We start from the raw sequence: 19,163 nt of genomic DNA, 5'->3' as shown, positions 1-19,163 counted from the left end.
TCGCGAGCAAGCTCGCTCCCACAGGGGGCCGGGTTCTTTCAGGGATTTTGAGGAGTGACTTCATGAGTTTTTTGCGCAACATGGCTGGCCTGATGCTCGGCAGTGCGCTGCTGTGCACTGGCACCTCGGCGCTGGCCGCTGGCAGTTATGCGCTGACGGTATACGGCGAGGCGCCGAAGTATCCGGCGAATTTCCAGCATTTCGATTTCGTCGATCCCAACGCGCCCAAGGGCGGTTCGCTGAGCCGCGCGTCGATGGAAATCGGCCAGTACAACTACATCAGCCCGTACGCCGATCAGGGCATTTCCGTGGTGCAGGTCAACGACTGGGTGTATGCGCCGCTGGCGTTCCGCTCGCTCGACGAGCCGTACACGGTTTACGCGCTGGTCGCGCAACAGATCGAGCGCGATCCGGATGGCTTGTGGGTGCGCTTCACCCTCAATCCAAAAGCACGCTTCGCCGACGGTACGCCGATCACTGCTGAAGACGTGCGCTACACGTACAACCTGCTGATGACCAAGGGCAGCCTGAGTTATCGCCAGCAATACGCCGACGTCCAGGACGTGCTGATCGAAGGCCCGCGACAGGTGCGTTTCACCTTCAAAAACAACCTCAACCGCACCTTGGCGCTAGACTTGGCGACGATGCGCGTGGTCCCCGAACACTGGTGGAAGACCCGCGATTTCGCCAATGGCGGCGGTTTCGAGCCACCGCTGGGCAGCGGCCCGTATCGGATAAGCAAGGTCGACGCCGGGCGCAGCATCAGTTTCCAGCGCGATCCGGACTGGTGGGGCAAGGACCTGCCGGTCAGTCGCGGCATGTACAACTTCGACACCCTCACGGTGAATTTCTACGGCGACACCGACGTCGCCCGCCAGTTGTTGCAGGCCGGCGCGTTCGACTACAACCGCGAATTTTCCTCGTCCGGCTACGTGGTCGGCTACGACAGCCCGGCATTGCGCGACGGTCGCTTGCAGCAGTCGATTCTGGCGCCGGAAAAACCCACCGCCGCCCAAGGCTTTGTGTTCAACCTGCAGAACCCGATCTTCCAGGATCGCCGCGTGCGTCAGGCGATCAGCCTGCTGTGGGATTTTGAGTGGACCAACAAGCAGATGATGCGCGGCTTCTACGTGCGCCAGAACAGCTTCTGGCCAAAGAGCGAAATGGCCGCGACCACCCTGCCCGACGCCGAAGAATTGAAGATCCTCGAACCGCTCCGCGGGCAGATTCCCGACGAGGTCTTTACCGAGGTTTATCAGGCACCAAAAACCGATGGCAGCGGCTACATCCGCGACAAGCAACTGCAAGCGCTGAAGCTGCTCGCCGAGGCTGGCTGGACGCCGCAACACAATCGCCTGGTCAATGCTGCTGGCGAGCCACTTGAGTTCACTTTTCTCGACGGTCAGGGCGGCTTCGACCGCATGTTGCTGCCGTTCAAACGCACCCTCGCGCAGATCGGCATCACGCTGAATTTGCGACGGATCGATTCGGCGCAATACGTCAACCGCCTCAACGCCCGCGACTACGACATGATCGTCACCAGTTTCCCGCGCAGCGGCGATCCGATCGTCTCCCCCGGCCGTGAGTTGTACAGCCTGTATGCCTCGCAAAGTGCCACGCAAGTCGGCAGTTCCAACTCGATGGTGCTGGCCAATCCGGCGGTCGATCAACTGATCGACGGACTGGTGCAGGCCAACACCCGCGACGCCATGGTGCATTACGCCCGCGCCCTCGACCGGGTGCTGCAATGGGGTTACTACATGATTCCCAACTATTACTCCAAAGGCACGCCGACGGTGTATCAGAACCGCTTCGGCATGCCGCCCGTGCAACCGGCCTACGACGAAGGCCTCAACACCTGGTGGGAGGTATCGGCCAAGGCGCTGACCACCCAGCAGATGCACACTCAGCTCGCGGGAGGCCAGTGACATGCTGCGTTATCTGAGTCGACGTTTGCTGCTGATCATCCCGACGCTGCTGTGCATTCTGGTGGTGAATTTTCTGATTGTGCAGGCTGCGCCGGGTGGCCCGGTGGAGCAAGCCATCGCCCGCTTGCAAGGCTTCGGCGGGCACAGCATGGGCGGCGGTGGCGAGGTTGCCGCGATTGGCGGCGCCGGGCGCAGCAGCCGTGGTCTCGACCCGGCGCTGATCGAGGAAATCAAACACCATTACGGCTTCGACAAACCGATGCAAGAACGTTTGTGGCTGATGCTGAAAAACTATGCGCAACTGGATCTGGGCAGCAGTTTTTTTCGCGGCGCCAAGGTCACTGATCTGATCGTGCAGAAGTTGCCGGTGTCGCTGTCGCTGGGTTTATGGGCGACGCTGATCACCTACCTGATTTCGATCCCGCTGGGCATTCGCAAAGCGATCAAGAACGGCAGCGCGTTTGATGTCTGGAGCAGCACGGCAATCATCATCGGCTACGCGATGCCAGCGTTCCTCTTCGCGATTCTGTTGATCGTGGTATTTGCCGGTGGCAGCTACGTCAACTGGTTTCCAGTGCAGGGGCTGGTCTCGGATAACTTCGACAGCCTCAGCACGCTGGGGAAGGTCGGCGACTACCTCTGGCACCTGGTATTGCCGGTGACGGCGCTGGTGATCGGTGGCTTCGCCACGCTGACGATCCTCACCAAAAACAGCTTCCTCAACGAGATCAGCCTCCAGTACGTGATCACCGCGCGGGCCAAGGGTTTGACCGAGCGCCGCGTGCTCTACGGCCACGTGTTTCGCAATGCGATGTTGTTGGTGGTAGCCGGTGTGCCGTCGGCGCTGATCGAGGTGTTTTTCGCCGGCTCCCTGCTGATCGAAACCATCTTCAACCTCGACGGCCTCGGGCGCATGAGCTACGAGGCGGCAGTTTCGCGGGATTACCCGGTGGTGTTCGGCGCACTGTTTCTGTTCACCCTCTTCGGTTTGCTGATCAAGCTGATCGGCGACCTCTGCTACACCCTGCTCGACCCGCGCATCGACTTCTCGGCGAGGACTGCCTGATGTTCACTCTTTCTCCTCTCGGTCAGCGTCGCGTTGCGCAATTCAAAGCCAATCGGCGTGGGCGCTGGTCGCTGTGGCTGTTTATCGGACTGTGCCTGATTTGTCTGGGCGGTGAGTTGATCGCCAACGACAAACCACTGGTAATCCGCTATCACGACGCTTTCTACTTCCCGATCCTCAGCGATTACCTGGAAACCGATTTCGGTGGTGAGCTGCCATTTCAACCGGATTACGCCAGCAGTTACGTGCACAAATTGATCGAGGATCAGGGCGGCTGGATGCTGTTTCCGCCGATTCCGTTCAGCTACGACACGGTCAATTACGACCTCAGCGAACCGGCGCCGAGTCCGCCGTCATCGAGCAATTGGCTGGGCACTGATGATCAGGCGCGCGACGTGTTGGCACGGGTGATTTTCGGCACGCGGATTTCGATCCTGTTTGCGCTGATCCTCACGGGCATCAGTGCTCTGATCGGCATCGTTGCCGGGGCGTTGCAGGGTTATTACGGCGGTTGGGTCGACTTGCTTGGGCAGCGCGTGCTGGAGATCTGGTCGGGGTTGCCGGTGCTGTACCTGCTGATCATTTTGTCCGGGTTTGTCTCGCCGAGTTTCTGGTGGCTGCTGGGGATCATGGCGCTGTTTTCCTGGCTGGCATTGGTCGATGTGGTACGCGCCGAGTTTCTGCGTGGACGCAATCTGGAATACGTCAAAGCTGCGCGAGCGCTGGGCCTGAGCGACAACGAACTGATGTGCCGACACATCCTGCCCAACGCCATGACCTCCACCCTCACCTACCTGCCGTTCATTCTGACCGGCGCCATCGCCACCCTGACCGCACTGGATTTTCTCGGCTTCGGTATGCCCGCCGGCACTGCGTCGCTGGGCGAGTTGATCGGTCAGGCCAAACGCAATCTGCAAGCACCGTGGCTGGGGTTGACCGCTTTTTTTGCCTTGGCGCTGATTTTGTCTTTGTTGGTTTTCATCGGTGAGGCTTGCCGTGATGCGTTTGATCCAAGGAGCTGAGATGAACGACAACCTGATTGAAATTCGCGATCTGCGCGTGGCCTTCGCCGGGGAGGCAGTGGTGCACGGTTTGAACCTGGATATTCGCCGGGGCGAGTGCCTGGCACTGGTCGGTGAATCCGGCTCGGGCAAGTCGGTGACGGCGCATTCGATCCTGCGTTTGTTGCCGGGCAAGAACGTCAGCAGCAGCGGCGCGATCCGCTATAACGGCGTGGATTTGCTGCACGCCAGCGAGCAGCAGATGCGTGGTTTGCGTGGCAACCGCATTGCGATGATTTTTCAGGAGCCGATGACCTCGCTCAATCCGTTGCACACAGTGGAAAAGCAAGTCAGCGAAGTGCTGGAGATTCACAAAGGTCTGAAGGGACGTGCTGCCCGCGAACGGACGTTGGAGTTGCTGGAGCTGGTCGGTATTCGCCAGCCATTGCAGCGTTTGAAAGCCTATCCGCATCAGCTCTCCGGTGGGCAGCGGCAACGGGTGATGATCGCCATGGCACTGGCCAACGAGCCGGAACTGTTGATCGCCGATGAGCCGACCACGGCGCTGGATGTCACGGTGCAGCAGAAGATTCTCGAGTTGCTGATCGAGTTGCAGCAACGGCTGGGCATGTCGCTGTTGCTGATCAGCCATGACCTCAATCTGGTGCGGCGCATCGCGCAGCGGGTGTGCGTGATGCGCCATGGCGAGATTGTTGAGCAGGCGGATTGCGAAGCGCTGTTTCGAGCGCCGCAGCATCCTTACAGTCGTTTGTTGATCGAGGCTGAGCCGAGCGGCGGGCCGGTGCCGAGTGAGTATGATCACAACCTGCTCGAAGTCGATGACTTAAAGGTGTGGTTTCCGTTGCCCAAAGCGTTGTTCAGTCGCCAGCAGGATTACATCAAAGCGGTGGACGGCGTCAGTTTCACCCTGCAACGGGGCAAGACGCTGGGGATTGTTGGCGAGTCGGGTTCGGGCAAATCAACGTTAGGCCAAGCGATCCTGCGACTGGTCGAATCGGAGGGCAATATCCGTTTCGGCAACAAGCAACTGAGCCTGCTCAATCAGCGCTTGATGCGGCCGTTGCGGCGGCAGATTCAAGTGGTGTTCCAGGATCCGTTCGGCAGCCTCAGCCCACGGATGTCGGTGCAGCAGATCATTGCCGAGGGGTTGCTGACCCATGGCATCGGCACTGAAGCCGAGCGGGAAGCAGCAGTGATTCGGGTGCTGGAGGAAGTCGGCCTCGATCCACAGAGCCGGCATCGTTATCCCCACGAGTTTTCCGGTGGGCAGCGCCAGCGCATTTCCATCGCCCGCGCACTGGTGCTGGAACCGGCGCTGATTCTGCTTGATGAACCGACCTCGGCGCTCGATCGTACGGTGCAAAAGCAGGTGGTGGAGTTGTTGCGGCAATTGCAGATCAGGCATGGGCTGACCTATTTGTTCATCAGCCATGATCTGGCGGTGGTGCATGCGTTGGCGCATGACTTGATGGTGATCAAGGATGGCAAAGTTGTTGAGCAGGGTTCGTCGCGGGAGATTTTCGCCGCGCCCAAACACCCCTACACCCAGGAACTTCTGAACGCCTCCGGCCTCAAGTCCGACACAAAACCCTGTAGGAGTGAGCCTGCTCGCGATAGCGGTATTCCAGTGATATAGATTTTGCTGACACGACGCCATCGCGAGCAGGCTCACTCCTACATGGGATCGGTGGGGTTTGAAATTTATTTTTCAGGCACTGCATCCAAACACCTCCGTCACGGGTAGTCCCTGTAACAGCCCTCTTCGGCTGCCAGCGATCTACCCTTTTCGGAGAAACATACTGATGAACATCACCCAGTTGATCTGCCTCACCGGTTTGCTCACCGCCAGCGCCTCAACCTTCGCCCAAAGCAGCTATCCCGACGCGATCAAAGTCCCGGACGGCCACAAGATCGCGATGGAGACCACCGGGGTCGGCGAGATCACCTACGAATGCCGTGACAAAGCCAATACCCCGGGACAGACCGAGTGGACCTTTGTCGGCCCGAAAGCGGTGCTCAATGATCGCAGTGGCAAACAGGTCGGCACCTACTTCGGCCCGCCGGCCACCTGGCAGGCCAAGGACGGTTCGAAAGTCACCGGCACACAATTGGCCGTAGCGCCGTCGACTCCGGGCAACCTGCCCTATCAACTGGTCAAGGCCAATCCCGCCGAAGGCAAAGGCGCGATGACGGGTGTGAGTTACATCCAGCGGGTCGCGCTCAAGGGCGGCGTGGCGCCGGGCAGCGAATGTACGGCGGCGAACAAGGGCAAGCAGGAAGTGGTGAAGTACCAGGCCGATTACATCTTCTGGGCGGCGAACTGATTCCTGGCACCACTGATAAACCCTGTGGGAGCGAGCTTGCTCGCGAAGGCGGAGTGTCAGTCAACACAGTCTTCTCTGACCGGCCGCCTTCGCGAGCAAGCTCGCTCCCACAGTGGACAATGTGTTCTGGATGTTTGGGGAATGTGAGCTAGATTGCACGACATGCCTTTAGCCGAATCCGTTTTCGATTACGAAGCCCGCCTCGCTGCCTGTGCCCGCGGCGAGCGGTCGGCCCTGCGCGATTTGTATGTGCAGGAAGGCCCGCGTCTGCTCGGTGTGGCCAAGCGCCTGGTGCGCGACACGGCGCTGGCGGAGGACGTTGTCCATGAGGCGTTTATCAAGATCTGGAACGGTGCGGCGGGGTTTGACCCGGCGCGCGGTTCGGCGCGTGGCTGGATGTTCAGCGTGACCCGGCATCTGGCGCTGAATCTGCTGCGCGATCACGGACGGGAAACACCATTCGACGAAGCTCACGAGGTGGCTGCGGAGGATAACGACTTCGACGCCCAGGCACATTCGGCGCGCATCCACCGTTGCCTGGAACAACTGGAGCCGCAACGCCGCCACTGCATCCTGCATGCCTATGTCGACGGTTACAGCCACGCGCAGATTGCCGCGCGCCTCGACACGCCGCTGGGCACGGTCAAAGCGTGGATCAAACGCAGCCTCAACGCCTTGCGGGAGTGCATGGGATGACCAGCGAATCGGCACAGGAACGGGATGAACTGGCCGGCGAATATGTGCTCGGCACATTGCCTGCCGAACAGCGGATCGAAGTACAACGGCGCTTGCCGAATGAACCCGAGTTGCGTGCCGCGGTGGATGCCTGGGAACGGCGCCTGCTGGAGCTGACGGATCTGGCCGAACCGCAACAACCGTCGGCGCAGTTGTGGCCGCGCATTGAGCGCAGTGTCGAACGACTCACGCCGAAAGCACCCTCGACTTCATGGTGGAACCTGCTGCCGCTATGGCGCGGATTGAGTGCTGCCGGATTGGTCGCCACGTTGATTCTGGGTTCGATCCTGCTGACCCAGACCACGCCGAAACCAAGCTTTCTGGTGGTGCTGGTCGCGCCGCAGGACAAGGCGCCGGGCTGGGTAATCCAGGCGAGCAATTCGCGGGAGATTCAGTTGATACCGCTGGGTGTGGTCGAAGTCCCGGCGGACAAGGCACTGGAATTCTGGACCAAGGCTGATGGCTGGCAGGGGCCGGTTTCGCTAGGTTTGGTCAAGCCGGGGCAGGCCCTGTCGGTGCCGCTGGACAAGCTGCCGCCGCTGCAACCGAACCAGTTGTTCGAACTGACGCTAGAGAGCGCCAACGGCTCGCCGATCGGCAAACCGACCGGGCCGATTCAGGCGATCGGGCGCGCAGTGAAGGTGCTGTAAGGCTCTGCTCTGCGGCTTCTGGCAAACATCATCGGCATCGATGTTTACAATCACGGCAATGAAGTTCTCATAAAAAATCCCGGGGGTAACATCTGCTCCATACCAACCAATAACACCCCGGAGCACACCATCATGAAACGCCAGACTCTTCTCAGCATCGCTTTCTCGGTTTTCGCAGTTAACGCTTTCGCCGCTACCCCGGCCCACACAATGATCGCCGCCGACGGCTCCGATCGTCTGTACCAGAACGCTGTTGCGGCGGATGGTTCTGATCGTCTGCAGGGCAACACTGTCGCCGCTGATGGCTCTGATCGTTTGCAGGGCAACACTGTCGCCGCTGATGGTTCTGATCGTCTGCAGGGCAACACTGTCGCTGCTGATGGCTCTGATCGTCTGCAGGGCAACACTGTCGCCGCTGATGGTTCTGATCGTCTGCAGGGCAACACTGTCGCCGCCGATGGCTCTGATCGTCTGCAGGGCAACACTGTCGCCGCTGATGGCTCTGATCGTCTGCAGGGCAACACTGTCGCCGCCGATGGCTCTGATCGTCTGCAGGGCAACACTGTCGCCGCCGATGGCTCTGATCGTCTGCAAGGCAACACCGTCGCCGAAGGTGGCGCAGATCGTTTGAACGAACTTCGCAACGCTTGAATGAAGTGGAACATCGCAACAACCCAGAGAAACCCGGCGCACGTCAGCCGGGTTTTTTACGTCCGTCTGTTTTACCTGCCCTTGGCCATGCAGCGCCTGTAGCGCTCATCCACCCGTTTGGCGAACCACGCCGTAGTCAGCTTGCGAGTGATTTTCGGGCTTTGCAGCACGATCCCCGGCAGCACTGCACGGGGCAATGATTTACCTTCAGCCTTTTGCGCCAGCTCAAAAACGCGTTGATAGAGTCTGGTCTCTTCGAATTCCAGGGTTTTGCCCTTCTCCAGTTGATCGCGAATGGTCGGGTTGCGCATGCCCAGCGACTTGCCGAGAGTGCGTACCGCCAGTTCCGTGCCGCCGGGCATGATCGAGTCGTAGCGGATCAGGTCGCCATCGAGCGCCAGTGGGATGCCCGAGGCGCGACTGACCGCATTCTGAAACGCGGCATTGCGACTGGCGTACCAACCAGCGTTGAAGTCGGCAAAGCGATACAGCGGCTCGCGGTAACTCACCGGATAACCGAGCAAGTGCGCGATGCCGAAATACATGCCTCCGCGACGGCTGAACACTTCACGGCGGATCGTGCCGTCCACCGGGTACGGATAATCCTTGGCGTGCTGCTCGGCAAACTCGATGCTGACCTGCATCGGCCCGCCAGTGTGCACCGGGTTGAAGCCGCCGAACAGCGTGCGGCCCATGGGCACCCTGCCGATGAAATCATCGAAGATTGCACTCAGTTCTTTTTCACTGCGCGCTGCGTTCAGGCGCTCGCTGTAGGTCTTGCCGTTGGTTGAACGCACTTGCAGAGCACCGCTGACCAACAGGCTGGGGATGTGCACTTTGGCGGCGCGGCGGTCGATTTCGTCGCGAGCGATTTTACCCAGGCCGGGCACCGTGGGGTCGGCCTGAAAAGTGGATTCCTGTTCGGCAACGGCCAGCACCGAGCAGAGGTTTTGCGTGGTCGGGCTGATGTTCTGCGCGGCAAACGCGGCATAGATATCAGTGGCCCAGCCTTGGCGATCCGCGGTCTTGGCCGGCATCAGTCGCACGATCTCAGCCTTGACTTCAGCAGGCGCACGGGGCACCGGTTCCTGGCTGCGCTGCCCGGCGCAACCGGCGAGCACCAGCAGTGCAGCGAGCGTGATCGGTAATCGAAAATTGTGCATGAAGCCTCATCCAGTCCGTTGTGCCGTGTTCACCATACGATCAATGGTGTGGCGCAGGCTAGGACTGCGCTGATTTGGCGCTGTTCCCTGAATGTTCATCTCCCTGTGTCGCCAAGTGCCTTGAAATAGAGCTCTCCAAGACTAATGACAAACTGATTGCAAAACGTTACTGAGAAAACCTATCATTTGCACCTGGAGTCGCATTTGCGCAAGGAGTTCCCGCGCCGCCCTTATTTTTCTCACTGGCCGTGCGCCTCCAGGTACATACATGTCCGCTCCAGCTCGACTCGCCGTCCCGTTTCGCCCGACGCTTCTCGCCCTGCTGTGCTCCCTGACTGTCACCGCTCACGCCGCTGAAGGCGATAACAAGGCGCTGGTGCTGGACGACGTCAACGTCAATGCCCAAGCCCCGACGCCGAACGCCCTGCCCCCGGTCTACTCCGGTGGTCAGGTCGCCCGTGGTGGCCAGCTTGGCGTGCTCGGCAATCAGGACATGATGGACGTGCCGTTCAGCGCCGCCTCCTATACCGAACAATTGATTCAGGATCAGCAGGCCGAAGACGTTGCCGACGTGTTGCTCAACGATTCGTCGGTACGGCAGGCCTCGGGTTTCTCCAACCAGGCGCAGGTTTTCATGATCCGTGGCCTGCCACTGAACGGCGACGACATTTCCTATAACGGCCTGTACGGCGTGCTGCCACGGCAGATCATTTCCACCGATGCGCTGGAGCGCGTGGAAGTGTTCAAAGGCCCGAACGCCTTTATCAACGGTGTGACCCCGACCGGTTCCGGCATCGGCGGTGGCGTCAACCTGCAGCCAAAACGTGCCGGTGACGTGCCATTGCGTCGTTACACCACCGACATCAACAGCGAAGGCCGCATCGGTCATCACTTCGACATCGGCCAGCGCTTCGGTGAAGACAACCGCTTCGGCGCACGGATCAACCTGTCGCAGCGCGAAGGCGACACCGGTATCGATCACGAGAACCAGCGCTCGAAACTGTTCGCCATCGGCCTCGACTATCGCGGTGATGCCCTGCGCATCTCTGGCGACTTCGCCTATCAGAAAGAACGCGTCAACGGTGGCCGCAACTCGGTCAACCTCGGCACCGCCACGCACATTCCGGACGCGCCGTCGGCCGACACCAACTACGCGCCGAAGTGGGGCTACACCGACATCGAAGACACCTTCGGCATGCTCCGCGCCGAGTACGACCTGAACGACAACTGGACCGCCTACGCCGCCGGCGGCGCCAAGCACACCCGTGAAGTCGGGAATTACAACTCGACCACCCTGGTCGGTAACAACGGCGCCTCGTTCACCACCGGCTCGTTCATTCCGCACGATGAAGACAACACCAGTGTGATGGCCGGCCTCAACGGTAAATTCGATACCGGTCCGGTCAGCCACAAGCTCAACTTCGGCCTGACCGGCATCTGGGCCGAACAGCGCAGTGCCTATGATTTCGACCTGACCCAATACGCCAACAACATCTATCACCCGGTGCAAACACCGTCGCCAGTGGGCAATTTTGCCGGCGGCAACTTGAATGATCCGGGCATCGTCGGCAAGACCTTCAACCGCAGCATTGCGATTTCCGACACCCTCGGTTTCTTCGACGATCGCCTGCTGGTCACCGCCGGCCTGCGCCGTCAGCAACTGGTGGTGCAAGGTTACAACTATGCCAGTTGGGGCAGCGGCGATCGCAAGTCGAGCTACGACGAATCGATCACCACCCCGGTGTACGGCGTGGTGTTCAAACCGTGGGAACATGTGTCGTTCTACGCCAACCACATCGAAGGCCTGGCCCAGGGCCCGACCTCGCCGACCAGTTCCGGTGGTTTCCGTGTGACCAACGGCAACGAAGTCTATGCACCCGCGCGTTCCAAACAGACCGAAGCCGGGGTGAAAGTCGACATGGGCACTTACGGCGCCAGCCTGGGTGTCTATCGCATCGAACAGCCAAGCGATGGTTACTGCGAAATCGACAGCGCCACCACCTGCACCTACGTGCGTGAAGGCGAGCAGGTCAACAAAGGCGTGGAAATGAACGTGTTCGGCGAGCCGATCCAGGGCCTGCGTCTGATCAGCGGCCTGACCCTGATGGACACCGAACTGAAGAACACCCTCAACGGCGCCAACGACGGTAACCGTGCGATCGGCGTGCCGACCTTCCAGTTCAACGCTGGTGCGGATTGGGACGTGCCCGGCCTGCAAGGCGTAGCGCTGAACGCGCGGATGCTGCGTACCGGCGGTCAATATGCCGATGCGGCGAACAACCTCAGTCTGCCGACCTGGAACCGTTTCGATGCCGGTGCGCGTTATGCGTTCAAGGTCTCGGAAAAGGACGTGACGTTGCGTCTGGGCGTGGAGAATCTGGCGAACAAGAAGTACTGGGAATCGGCTCAGGGTGGGTACCTGACTCAGGGTGAGCCGCGGGTTGCCAAGTTGTCCGGCACCATTGATTTCTAACGCTGAAAAGCCCCTCACCCTAGCCCTCTCCCGGAGGGAGAGGGGACTGACCGTGGTGTTCTTGCAAGCTACACCGACCTGAAATATCGAGTCGAACTCAGGTTTTGAAAGGCCCCCAATTGGCTCCCTCTCCCTCGGGAGAGGGCTGGGGTGAGGGGCCACTATTTACGTCACACAACAGCACCCCAGCCGAACACCATCAAAACAGCCCCGTCTGGCCGATCCACTGGCCACCCTATCCTGCTGATCCATACTTGCTGCACAGCAAACGGAGGACAGCCCCATGAACCGCAGCGACGTTCTAATCATCGGCGCCGGCCCGACCGGTCTGGTGCTGGCCCTGTGGCTGAGCAAACTCGGCGTACGCGTGCGCATCATCGATAAAACCTCTGCACCCGGCACCACTTCGCGAGCACTGGCGGTGCAGGCGCGCACCCTCGAGCTCTACCGGCAACTGGACCTCGCCGACACCGTGGTGCGCAATGGTCATCGGGTGGCGGCGGCGAATTTCTGGGTCAACGGCAAACCGGTCGCGCAATTGCCGCTGAACCGCATCGGCGAAGGCCTGACGCCCTACGCGTTCGTCGAAATCTTCCCGCAGGACGAGCATGAGCGGCTGTTGATCGAGCGCCTCGAAGACTACGGCGTCACGGTCGAACGCGACACGATGCTGGAAAGTTTCGAGGAAACCGGCGACGGCCTCACCGCACATCTGCGCCTGCCCGACGGTGAACAGGAAATCTGCCAGGCCTGTTATCTGGCCGGATGTGATGGCGCCCGCTCAGTGGTGCGCAAAACCCTCGACACGGATTTTCCCGGCGGCACTTATCAGCAGATTTTCTACGTCGCCGACGTCAAGGCCAGCGGCCCGGCGATGAACGGCGAGTTGCATCTGGATCTGGATGAAGCGGACTTCCTCGCCGTGTTTCCACTGGCCGGCGAAGGCCGCGCGCGGCTGATCGGCACCGTGCGTGATGAACGTGCGGATCGCGCCGAAACCCTGGAATTTTCCGATGTCAGCAGCCGCGCCATCGAACACCTGAAAGTGCATATCGAAGACGTCCACTGGTTCTCGACCTACCGTGTGCATCACCGCGTGGCCGAGCATTTTCGCAGCGGCCGCGCGTTTCTGCTTGGCGATGCCGCGCATGTGCACAGCCCGGCGGGCGGTCAGGGCATGAACACCGGTATCGGCGATGCGATCAATCTGGCTTGGAAACTCGCTGCAGTGCTCAGCGGCGCCGCCGAACCGAGCCTGCTCGACAGCTATGAAACCGAACGCATTGCCTTCGCCCGCAGGCTGGTGTCGACCACCGATAAAGTCTTCAGTTTCGTCACCGCCGAGGGGCGCATGGCCGATCTGCTGCGCATGCGTGTGGCACCGTTCCTGATCCCGAAAATGGCCTCGTTCGAGGCCAGTCGCGAATTCCTTTTTCGCACGGTGTCGCAAGTCACCCTCCACTATCGCGGCATGCCGCTGAGCCAGGGCGCGGCCGGTCACGTCCACGGCGGTGACCGTTTGCCCTGGGCGCATGATGGTGAGGGGGATAATTACGAACCGCTGAGACAGCCGTGCTGGCAGGTGCATGTGTACGGCGACACCAGCGACGAAATGATTGCCTGGTGCAATGAACACCATTTACCGCTGCATGTGTTCGACTGGCGCCCGGCGTTTGAAACGGCGGGATTGGGGCGCAACGGCTTTTATCTGCTGCGCCCGGATACCTATGTGGCGATTGCCGAGAACAGCGCGGATCCGAAGGTGATTGAACGCTATTTCCGCGATCACGGCATCCGGCCGTTCTTCAACTGCCCCTGACCCACCACAATCCCCTGTAGGAGTGAGCCTGCTCGCGATAGCGTCGTATCAGTCAACATTGATGTCGGTTGACAAGACGCTATCGCGAGCAGGCTCACTCCTACATTTGGGTTTGCGGTGTTGCTTAGATCCCGGCCAATGCCAGATCCATCGCAAAGTAAGTGAAGATCAAATCCGCACCCGCCCGTTTGATCGCGCCCAGGCTCTCGCGCACCACACGATCCTCATCAATCGCCCCGGCCTGTGCGCCGAACTTGATCATCGCGTACTCGCCGCTGACCTGATACGCCGCCAGCGGCAGGTTCGAGGCCTCGCGGATGTCGCGAATGATGTCGAGGTACGCGCCGGCCGGTTTGACCATCAGCGCATCGGCGCCTTCCTGCTCGTCGAGCAGCGATTCACGCAGGGCTTCGCGGCGGTTCATCGGGTTCATCTGATAGCTTTTGCGGTCGCCTTTCAGCGCGCTGCCACCGGCTTCGCGGAACGGGCCGTACAGCGCGGAAGCAAATTTGGTCGAATAAGCCATGATCGGAATCTGCGTGAACCCGGCCGCATCCAGCGCCTGGCGAATCGCTCGCACCTGACCGTCCATCGCCGCCGACGGCGCGATCACGTCAGCACCGGCGCGGGCCGCCGCCACAGCTTGCTTGCCGAGGTTGATCAGGGTCTGGTCGTTGTCGACTTCATGGTTGTGCATCACGCCGCAGTGGCCGTGATCGGTGTATTCGCAAAAGCAGGTGTCGGACATCACGATCATCTCCGGCACTGCGTCTTTGGCAATGCGCGACATGCGCGAGACCAGGCCTTCTTCGCGCCAGGTGTCGCTGCCGTTGCTGTCCAGATGGTGGGACACGCCGAAGGTCATCACCGACTTGACGCCGGCACGGGCATAGCGCTCGATTTCGCTGGCCAGCTTGCGCTCGGGAATGCGCATCACCCCGGGCATGCTTTTGATTGGCACGAAGTCGTCGATTTCCTCTTCGACGAAAATCGGCAGCACCAAATCATTCAGGCTGAACTCGGTTTCCTGGAACAGGCTGCGCAGGCTCGCATTGCGGCGCAGACGGCGGGGACGTGCTTCGGGGAACTGACTGGACATGGGGGCCTTTCCTGAAAACGGCAGATGAGACGAAAGTCGTAGGGGGCGAAGCTTATGCCTTGCGGGGGTTGGGGTACAAACCTGGATCAATCAAGAGTGCATTACCGGGGGTGCAATAATCGCTGTGACACAACAAATCCCCTGTGGGAGCGAGCTTGCTCGCGAAGTCGGTGTATCAGCAATAGAAATGCTGGCTGACACGACGCCTTCGCGAGCAAGCTCGCTCCCACAGGGTTATGTGTGCAGCCCTGAGATTACGAGGGGATGGTCAGGCCGCGAATGACCGCTGGGCGGGCGAGGAATCGCTCAAGCACACGAGTGACATTCGGGAAGTTCTGAATGCCGACCAGATCACCGGCCTCATAAAACCCGATCAGGTTACGCACCCACGGAAACGTGGCGATATCGGCAATGGTGTAGCGCTCACCCATGATCCAGTCACGGCCCTCGAGCCGGCCATCGAGCACTTTGAGCAGGCGTTTGCTTTCATCGACATAACGATCACGCGGACGCTTGTCCTCGTAATCCTTGCCGGCGAATTTGTTGAAGAAACCGAGCTGGCCGAACATCGGGCCGATGCCACCCATCTGGAACATCAGCCACTGAATCGTTTCGTAGCGCAGCGCGCCTTCCTGGGCCAGCAACTGGCCGCTTTTGTCGGCCAGATAAATCAGGATCGCACCGGATTCGAACAGCGGCAGCGGCTTATCTTCGGGACCATGGGGATCAAGGATTGCCGGGATCTTGTTGTTCGGGTTCAGCGACAGGAACTCCGGTGACAACTGATCATTACTATCGAAAGCGACCTTGTGCGGCTCGTACGGCAGGCCGATTTCTTCGAGCATGATCGAGACTTTCACGCCGTTGGGCGTGGGCAAGGAATAGAGCTGAATCCAGTCTGGGTACTGCGCCGGCCATTTCTGGGTGATCGGGAACGCGGACAGATCGGTCATGGGAAGCATCCAGTCACAAATTAAAGCCTGATCATAATGTAGGCCTGCTGCAGCGCCTACACGAACGGTAACATCCTGTCGTTAACCTGCGTCCAAGCCCTTGAAAGATGCCGTTAGAGTGCCACGCACTCGCTCGGATCGAACCAACGGGCCTCAGAGGACTCTGAGCTATGTCTTTCTCGCAGAGGAAGCTGTTCACGACAGGGAAAACACCCGGTGCTGGGAGCCCGCGGTGTAAAGGTTTGTCAGCCTTAATTGAATCAGCTGAAGAACTTTCTATTTGATGACGAACCTTATGCGTTTCGCCAAACGTTTCAAACATCGCGCGTATGTGGCCCTGCCTTCCCTGCTGGCCGTCAGTGCGCTGTTCCTTTCGCTTGAGTCCAGCGAAAGTCGCGCGCAACCGGCGGACGGCACCCAGACACTGGTGTTCCTGCGCCATGCGGAGAAACCCGAAGGCGGTCTCGGCCAGCTCAACTGCCAGGGCCTGAACCGCGCCATCGACCTGTCGACGCTGCTGCCGGAGAAGTTCGGCAAGGCTGACTACGTGTTCGCCGCCAACCCTACGCGCAATGTCGAGGAAGGAGAGCTGGACAATTCCTACAGCTACATTCGCCCACTGATGACCATCAGCCCCGCCGCGATCAAGCTCGGCCTGCCGGTGAATATCGAGTTTTCGGCCAACGACACCAGTGACCTGGCCCGCGAACTGCTGGAAGACAAGTATCACAACTCGACGATCTACACCGCGTGGTCCCACGGCTATCTGCCGGAGCTGATCAACAAGGTGGCCGGCAAAGCGGTCGGCGAGAAACAGAACATCACCGAGGACTGGGCGGGCAACGATTTTGACTCGCTGTATGTACTGACCCTGACCTGGCACAACGGCAAGGCCAGTCTGCAGAGCCACAGCTACAAGCAGGGGCTGGATCATGGCAAGGAAACCTGCCCGACCTGAGTCTTGTATGGCCTGACCCGACTCCTTCGCGAGCAGGCTCGCTCCCACATTGGATCTGCGTGAAATACAAATCCCCTGTGGGAGCGAGCCTGCTCGCGAAGAGGCCAGCCGCTACAACCTCAATCTTTTTGGCTGACCCGCTCGCGCAAATACTCAAGCACCGCCCCACGCTCCCCGGCAAACTCGATCCGCCCGCCCTTCTTCTCGCGCTGAAACACATACATCGGGTCGTAATAGTCGCGCAGCAATACGCCGATCCACTCACGGAACAGCTCGACCGAACCGCTGTGCGCCTGTTCGGCCAGTGCCGCTTCCATCTGCAAATACATGCGCTGATAACGCTCGCCACCCAGGCGACGCTGAATATTGTTCAGGCTGGAAATCAATCGCTCGGCGTACAGCGCAAAGCCCTGCTCACCATGCACCGCAACGAATTCGGCATGCAGGTCAATCACATAATCCTGCAGGATTCGCTCGACCCGATTGTCGAGGCTGTCCTCCAACCATACCAGCGGGGCCGCTTGCATGCCCCTGTACAAAGGCAATGGCAAGGCACAACTGCCGACCACCCGGCTCTCGTCCTCCAGAACAAATTGCCCGATCCCGCCAGCGCGTTTTTTCAGCACGTCAACGGCCAGGCGGTTTTCGAAATCGATGTTGGTCGGTTGCTCGGTGGCGCGCTTGCCGAAACTCGAGCCCCGATGATTGGCATGGCCCTCCAGATCCAGGCCATTGCTCAACTGCACCAGCACTTCGGTCTTGCCGGTGCCGGTCATGCCGCCGAGCAGAACCAGTTCGCATTCGGCAACAGCCTGATCGACCGTTTCCAGGAGGAATGTGCGCATGGCCTTGTAACCGCCGCCGACACGCGGGTAATCGATGCCGCCCTCGTCCTTGATCCATTGCTGAACAATCTGTGAACGCAGGCCGCCGCGAAAACAATACAAATAGCCATCAGGATTGTTACGGGCAAACTCGACCCAGCCTTGAATGCGCTGCTCCCGGACCTCGGCGGACACCAGCCGCTCACCCAAAGCAATCGCAGCTTGCTGTCCGTGCTGTTTGTAACAGGTACCCACCTGTTCGCGCTCACGGTCGTTCATCAGCGGCAGATTGACCACGCCGGGGAACGCACCGTGGGAAAACTCAACTGGCGCACGGGCATCCATCATGGGCCGGTCGTTGAGAAAAATGTCACGGTAGTCAGTGCAGTCGCGGAGCATCAAATCACCTCGACTGCGTTCGTCTGTCGCTCAACCAGTTCGCCGATTGGCGCAAGGTTCAGGCCCAGTTCGGCGGCGACGGCGAGGAACTCGGCATCGCCTTCAGGGGTAACGGCGATCAGCAGACCTCCGCTGGTTTGCGGGTCACAGAGCACGCGTTTGTGCAACTCCTGCACGCGGCCGACCTTGCTCGCATAGCTGTCGAAGTTGCGCAACGTGCCGCCGGGCACACAGCCCTGATCGAGGTAATACTCGACGCTGTCCAGACGCGGCACGCGGTCATAGGCGATACGTGCGGTGAGCTTGCTGCCATCGGCCATTTCCACCAGATGCCCGAGCAGACCAAAACCGGTGACGTCGGTCATCGCTGTAACGCCGGCGAGCTTGCCGAAGCGGCTGCCGGGTTTGTTCAGGGTGCACATCCAGTCGCGGGCCACGCCGACATCGGCGGCGCGCAATTTGCCCTTCTTCTCGGCGGTGGTGAGGATGCCGATGCCCAGCGGTTTGGTCAGGTACAACAGGCAACCTGCGGTGGCGGTGTCGTTGCGCTTCATGTGGCGCTTTTCCACCAGACCGGTGACAGCGAGGCCGAAGATCGGCTCCGGCGCATCGATCGAATGCCCGCCCGCCAGCGGAATGCCCGCGGCGTCGCATACGGCACGACCACCGCGAATCACTTCGCGCGCCACTTCTGGCGCCAGCACGTTAACCGGCCAGCCGAGAATGGCGATCGCCATCAGCGGATCGCCGCCCATCGCATAGATGTCACTGATCGCGTTGGTCGCGGCAATGCGGCCGAAGTCGAACGGGTCGTCGACGATCGGCATGAAAAAATCCGTGGTCGAGACCACACCGCGCTCGGCATCGATCTCGTACACCGCCGCGTCATCGCGCGAGGCATTGCCGACCCACAGTTTCGGATCAAGGTTCTGTGCGCCGCTGCCGGCCAGAATCACTTCCAGCACCTGCGGGGAAATCTTGCAGCCGCAACCGGCGCCGTGGCTGTATTGGGTCAGACGAATCGGCTCGCTCATGGGGGAGTCTCAGGCTGTTGATGGGGCCGATTCTAGCAGAGCACGAGGCAGCAGATTTTTGCACT

Annotated in this window: 16 protein-coding genes; 11 read left to right on the top strand and 5 right to left on the bottom strand. The window is 60.3% G+C overall.

What is annotated here, in order from left to right; all coding sequences use genetic code 11:
- Positions 1 to 62: 62 nt before the first annotated feature.
- The 8 genes from HUW52_RS12195 to HUW52_RS12160 all read left to right on the top strand — a co-directional run bounded on the left by HUW52_RS12195 (position 63) and on the right by HUW52_RS12160 (position 8,376).
- Positions 63 to 1,928: an extracellular solute-binding protein gene (locus HUW52_RS12195; RefSeq protein ID WP_175553767.1), complete on the top strand. Its 1,866-nt coding sequence runs from the start codon at positions 63 to 65 to the stop codon at positions 1,926 to 1,928.
- A 1-nt stretch (position 1,929) separates the two neighbouring features.
- Positions 1,930 to 2,994 carry a microcin C ABC transporter permease YejB gene (locus tag HUW52_RS12190; RefSeq protein WP_175553766.1) on the top strand — a complete coding sequence of 355 codons (1,065 nt, stop codon included), beginning with the start codon at positions 1,930 to 1,932 and terminating at the stop codon, positions 2,992 to 2,994.
- A complete protein-coding gene (locus tag HUW52_RS12185; RefSeq protein WP_175553765.1) occupies positions 2,994 to 4,016 on the top strand; it encodes an ABC transporter permease in 1,023 nt (340 codons plus the stop codon). Before HUW52_RS12190 ends, HUW52_RS12185 begins: the two co-directional genes overlap by 1 nt.
- Position 4,017: 1 nt before the next feature.
- On the top strand, positions 4,018 to 5,652 hold the full coding sequence (locus HUW52_RS12180) for an ABC transporter ATP-binding protein (RefSeq protein WP_175553764.1): 1,635 nt from the start codon (positions 4,018 to 4,020) through the stop codon (positions 5,650 to 5,652).
- A gap of 166 nt (positions 5,653 to 5,818) precedes the next feature.
- Entirely contained in the window at positions 5,819 to 6,340 is a 522-nt protein-coding gene (locus HUW52_RS12175; protein ID WP_175553763.1) for a DUF3455 domain-containing protein, read from the top strand.
- A 162-nt stretch (positions 6,341 to 6,502) separates the two neighbouring features.
- Positions 6,503 to 7,036: a sigma-70 family RNA polymerase sigma factor gene (locus tag HUW52_RS12170; protein WP_026000513.1), complete on the top strand. Its 534-nt coding sequence runs from the start codon at positions 6,503 to 6,505 to the stop codon at positions 7,034 to 7,036.
- Positions 7,033 to 7,725 (top strand): anti-sigma factor domain-containing protein, encoded by a 693-nt coding sequence (locus tag HUW52_RS12165; protein ID WP_175553762.1) that lies wholly within the window; start codon positions 7,033 to 7,035, stop codon positions 7,723 to 7,725. The genes HUW52_RS12170 and HUW52_RS12165 overlap by 4 nt, the downstream gene beginning before the upstream one ends.
- A 132-nt stretch (positions 7,726 to 7,857) precedes the next feature.
- On the top strand, positions 7,858 to 8,376 hold the full coding sequence (locus tag HUW52_RS12160; protein ID WP_150694894.1) for a hypothetical protein: 519 nt from the start codon (positions 7,858 to 7,860) through the stop codon (positions 8,374 to 8,376).
- 71 nt (positions 8,377 to 8,447) lie between these two features.
- On the opposite strand, the gene HUW52_RS12155 is transcribed toward HUW52_RS12160, so the two are convergent.
- A complete protein-coding gene (locus HUW52_RS12155) occupies positions 8,448 to 9,539 on the bottom strand; it encodes a DUF1615 domain-containing protein (RefSeq protein ID WP_016985318.1) in 1,092 nt (363 codons plus the stop codon).
- 268 nt (positions 9,540 to 9,807) lie between these two features.
- On the opposite strand from HUW52_RS12155, the gene HUW52_RS12150 reads away from it, so the two are divergent.
- Both HUW52_RS12150 and HUW52_RS12145 read left to right on the top strand, forming a co-directional pair.
- The gene (locus HUW52_RS12150) at positions 9,808 to 12,012 is read left to right on the top strand and encodes a TonB-dependent siderophore receptor (protein WP_016985319.1); all 2,205 of its coding nucleotides are present in this window, start codon (positions 9,808 to 9,810) and stop codon (positions 12,010 to 12,012) included.
- A 283-nt stretch (positions 12,013 to 12,295) separates the two neighbouring features.
- Positions 12,296 to 13,831, top strand: coding sequence for an FAD-dependent oxidoreductase (locus HUW52_RS12145; protein WP_175553761.1), 1,536 nt, complete (start codon positions 12,296 to 12,298; stop codon positions 13,829 to 13,831).
- A gap of 124 nt (positions 13,832 to 13,955) precedes the next feature.
- Here HUW52_RS12145 and hemB read toward each other — a convergent pair whose 3' ends face one another.
- Together hemB and HUW52_RS12135 are read right to left on the bottom strand one after the other, a co-directional pair.
- Positions 13,956 to 14,930 (bottom strand): porphobilinogen synthase, encoded by a 975-nt coding sequence (hemB, locus tag HUW52_RS12140; protein WP_150731622.1) that lies wholly within the window; start codon positions 14,928 to 14,930, stop codon positions 13,956 to 13,958.
- A gap of 254 nt (positions 14,931 to 15,184) precedes the next feature.
- The gene (locus tag HUW52_RS12135) at positions 15,185 to 15,883 is read right to left on the bottom strand and encodes a glutathione binding-like protein (protein ID WP_016985321.1); all 699 of its coding nucleotides are present in this window, start codon (positions 15,881 to 15,883) and stop codon (positions 15,185 to 15,187) included.
- A 283-nt stretch (positions 15,884 to 16,166) separates the two neighbouring features.
- Here HUW52_RS12135 and HUW52_RS12130 point away from each other — a divergent pair, with 283 nt between their 5' ends.
- A complete protein-coding gene (locus tag HUW52_RS12130; RefSeq protein ID WP_016985322.1) occupies positions 16,167 to 16,841 on the top strand; it encodes a hypothetical protein in 675 nt (224 codons plus the stop codon).
- A gap of 119 nt (positions 16,842 to 16,960) precedes the next feature.
- Here HUW52_RS12130 and mnmH read toward each other — a convergent pair whose 3' ends face one another.
- Both mnmH and selD read right to left on the bottom strand, forming a co-directional pair.
- Positions 16,961 to 18,064, bottom strand: a complete 1,104-nt coding sequence (gene mnmH, locus HUW52_RS12125; RefSeq protein ID WP_175553760.1) for a tRNA 2-selenouridine(34) synthase MnmH — start codon at positions 18,062 to 18,064, stop codon at positions 16,961 to 16,963.
- On the bottom strand, positions 18,064 to 19,098 hold the full coding sequence (gene selD, locus HUW52_RS12120) for a selenide, water dikinase SelD (protein WP_016985324.1): 1,035 nt from the start codon (positions 19,096 to 19,098) through the stop codon (positions 18,064 to 18,066). Before selD ends, mnmH begins: the two co-directional genes overlap by 1 nt.
- Between the last annotated feature and the right edge of the window lie 65 nt (positions 19,099 to 19,163).

Origin of the sequence: Pseudomonas sp. 43A, from assembly GCF_013363935.1 — a bacterium.
Lineage (GTDB): Bacteria > Pseudomonadota > Gammaproteobacteria > Pseudomonadales > Pseudomonadaceae > Aquipseudomonas > Aquipseudomonas crudilactis.
This window is presented reverse-complemented; position numbering and strand designations above follow the sequence as displayed.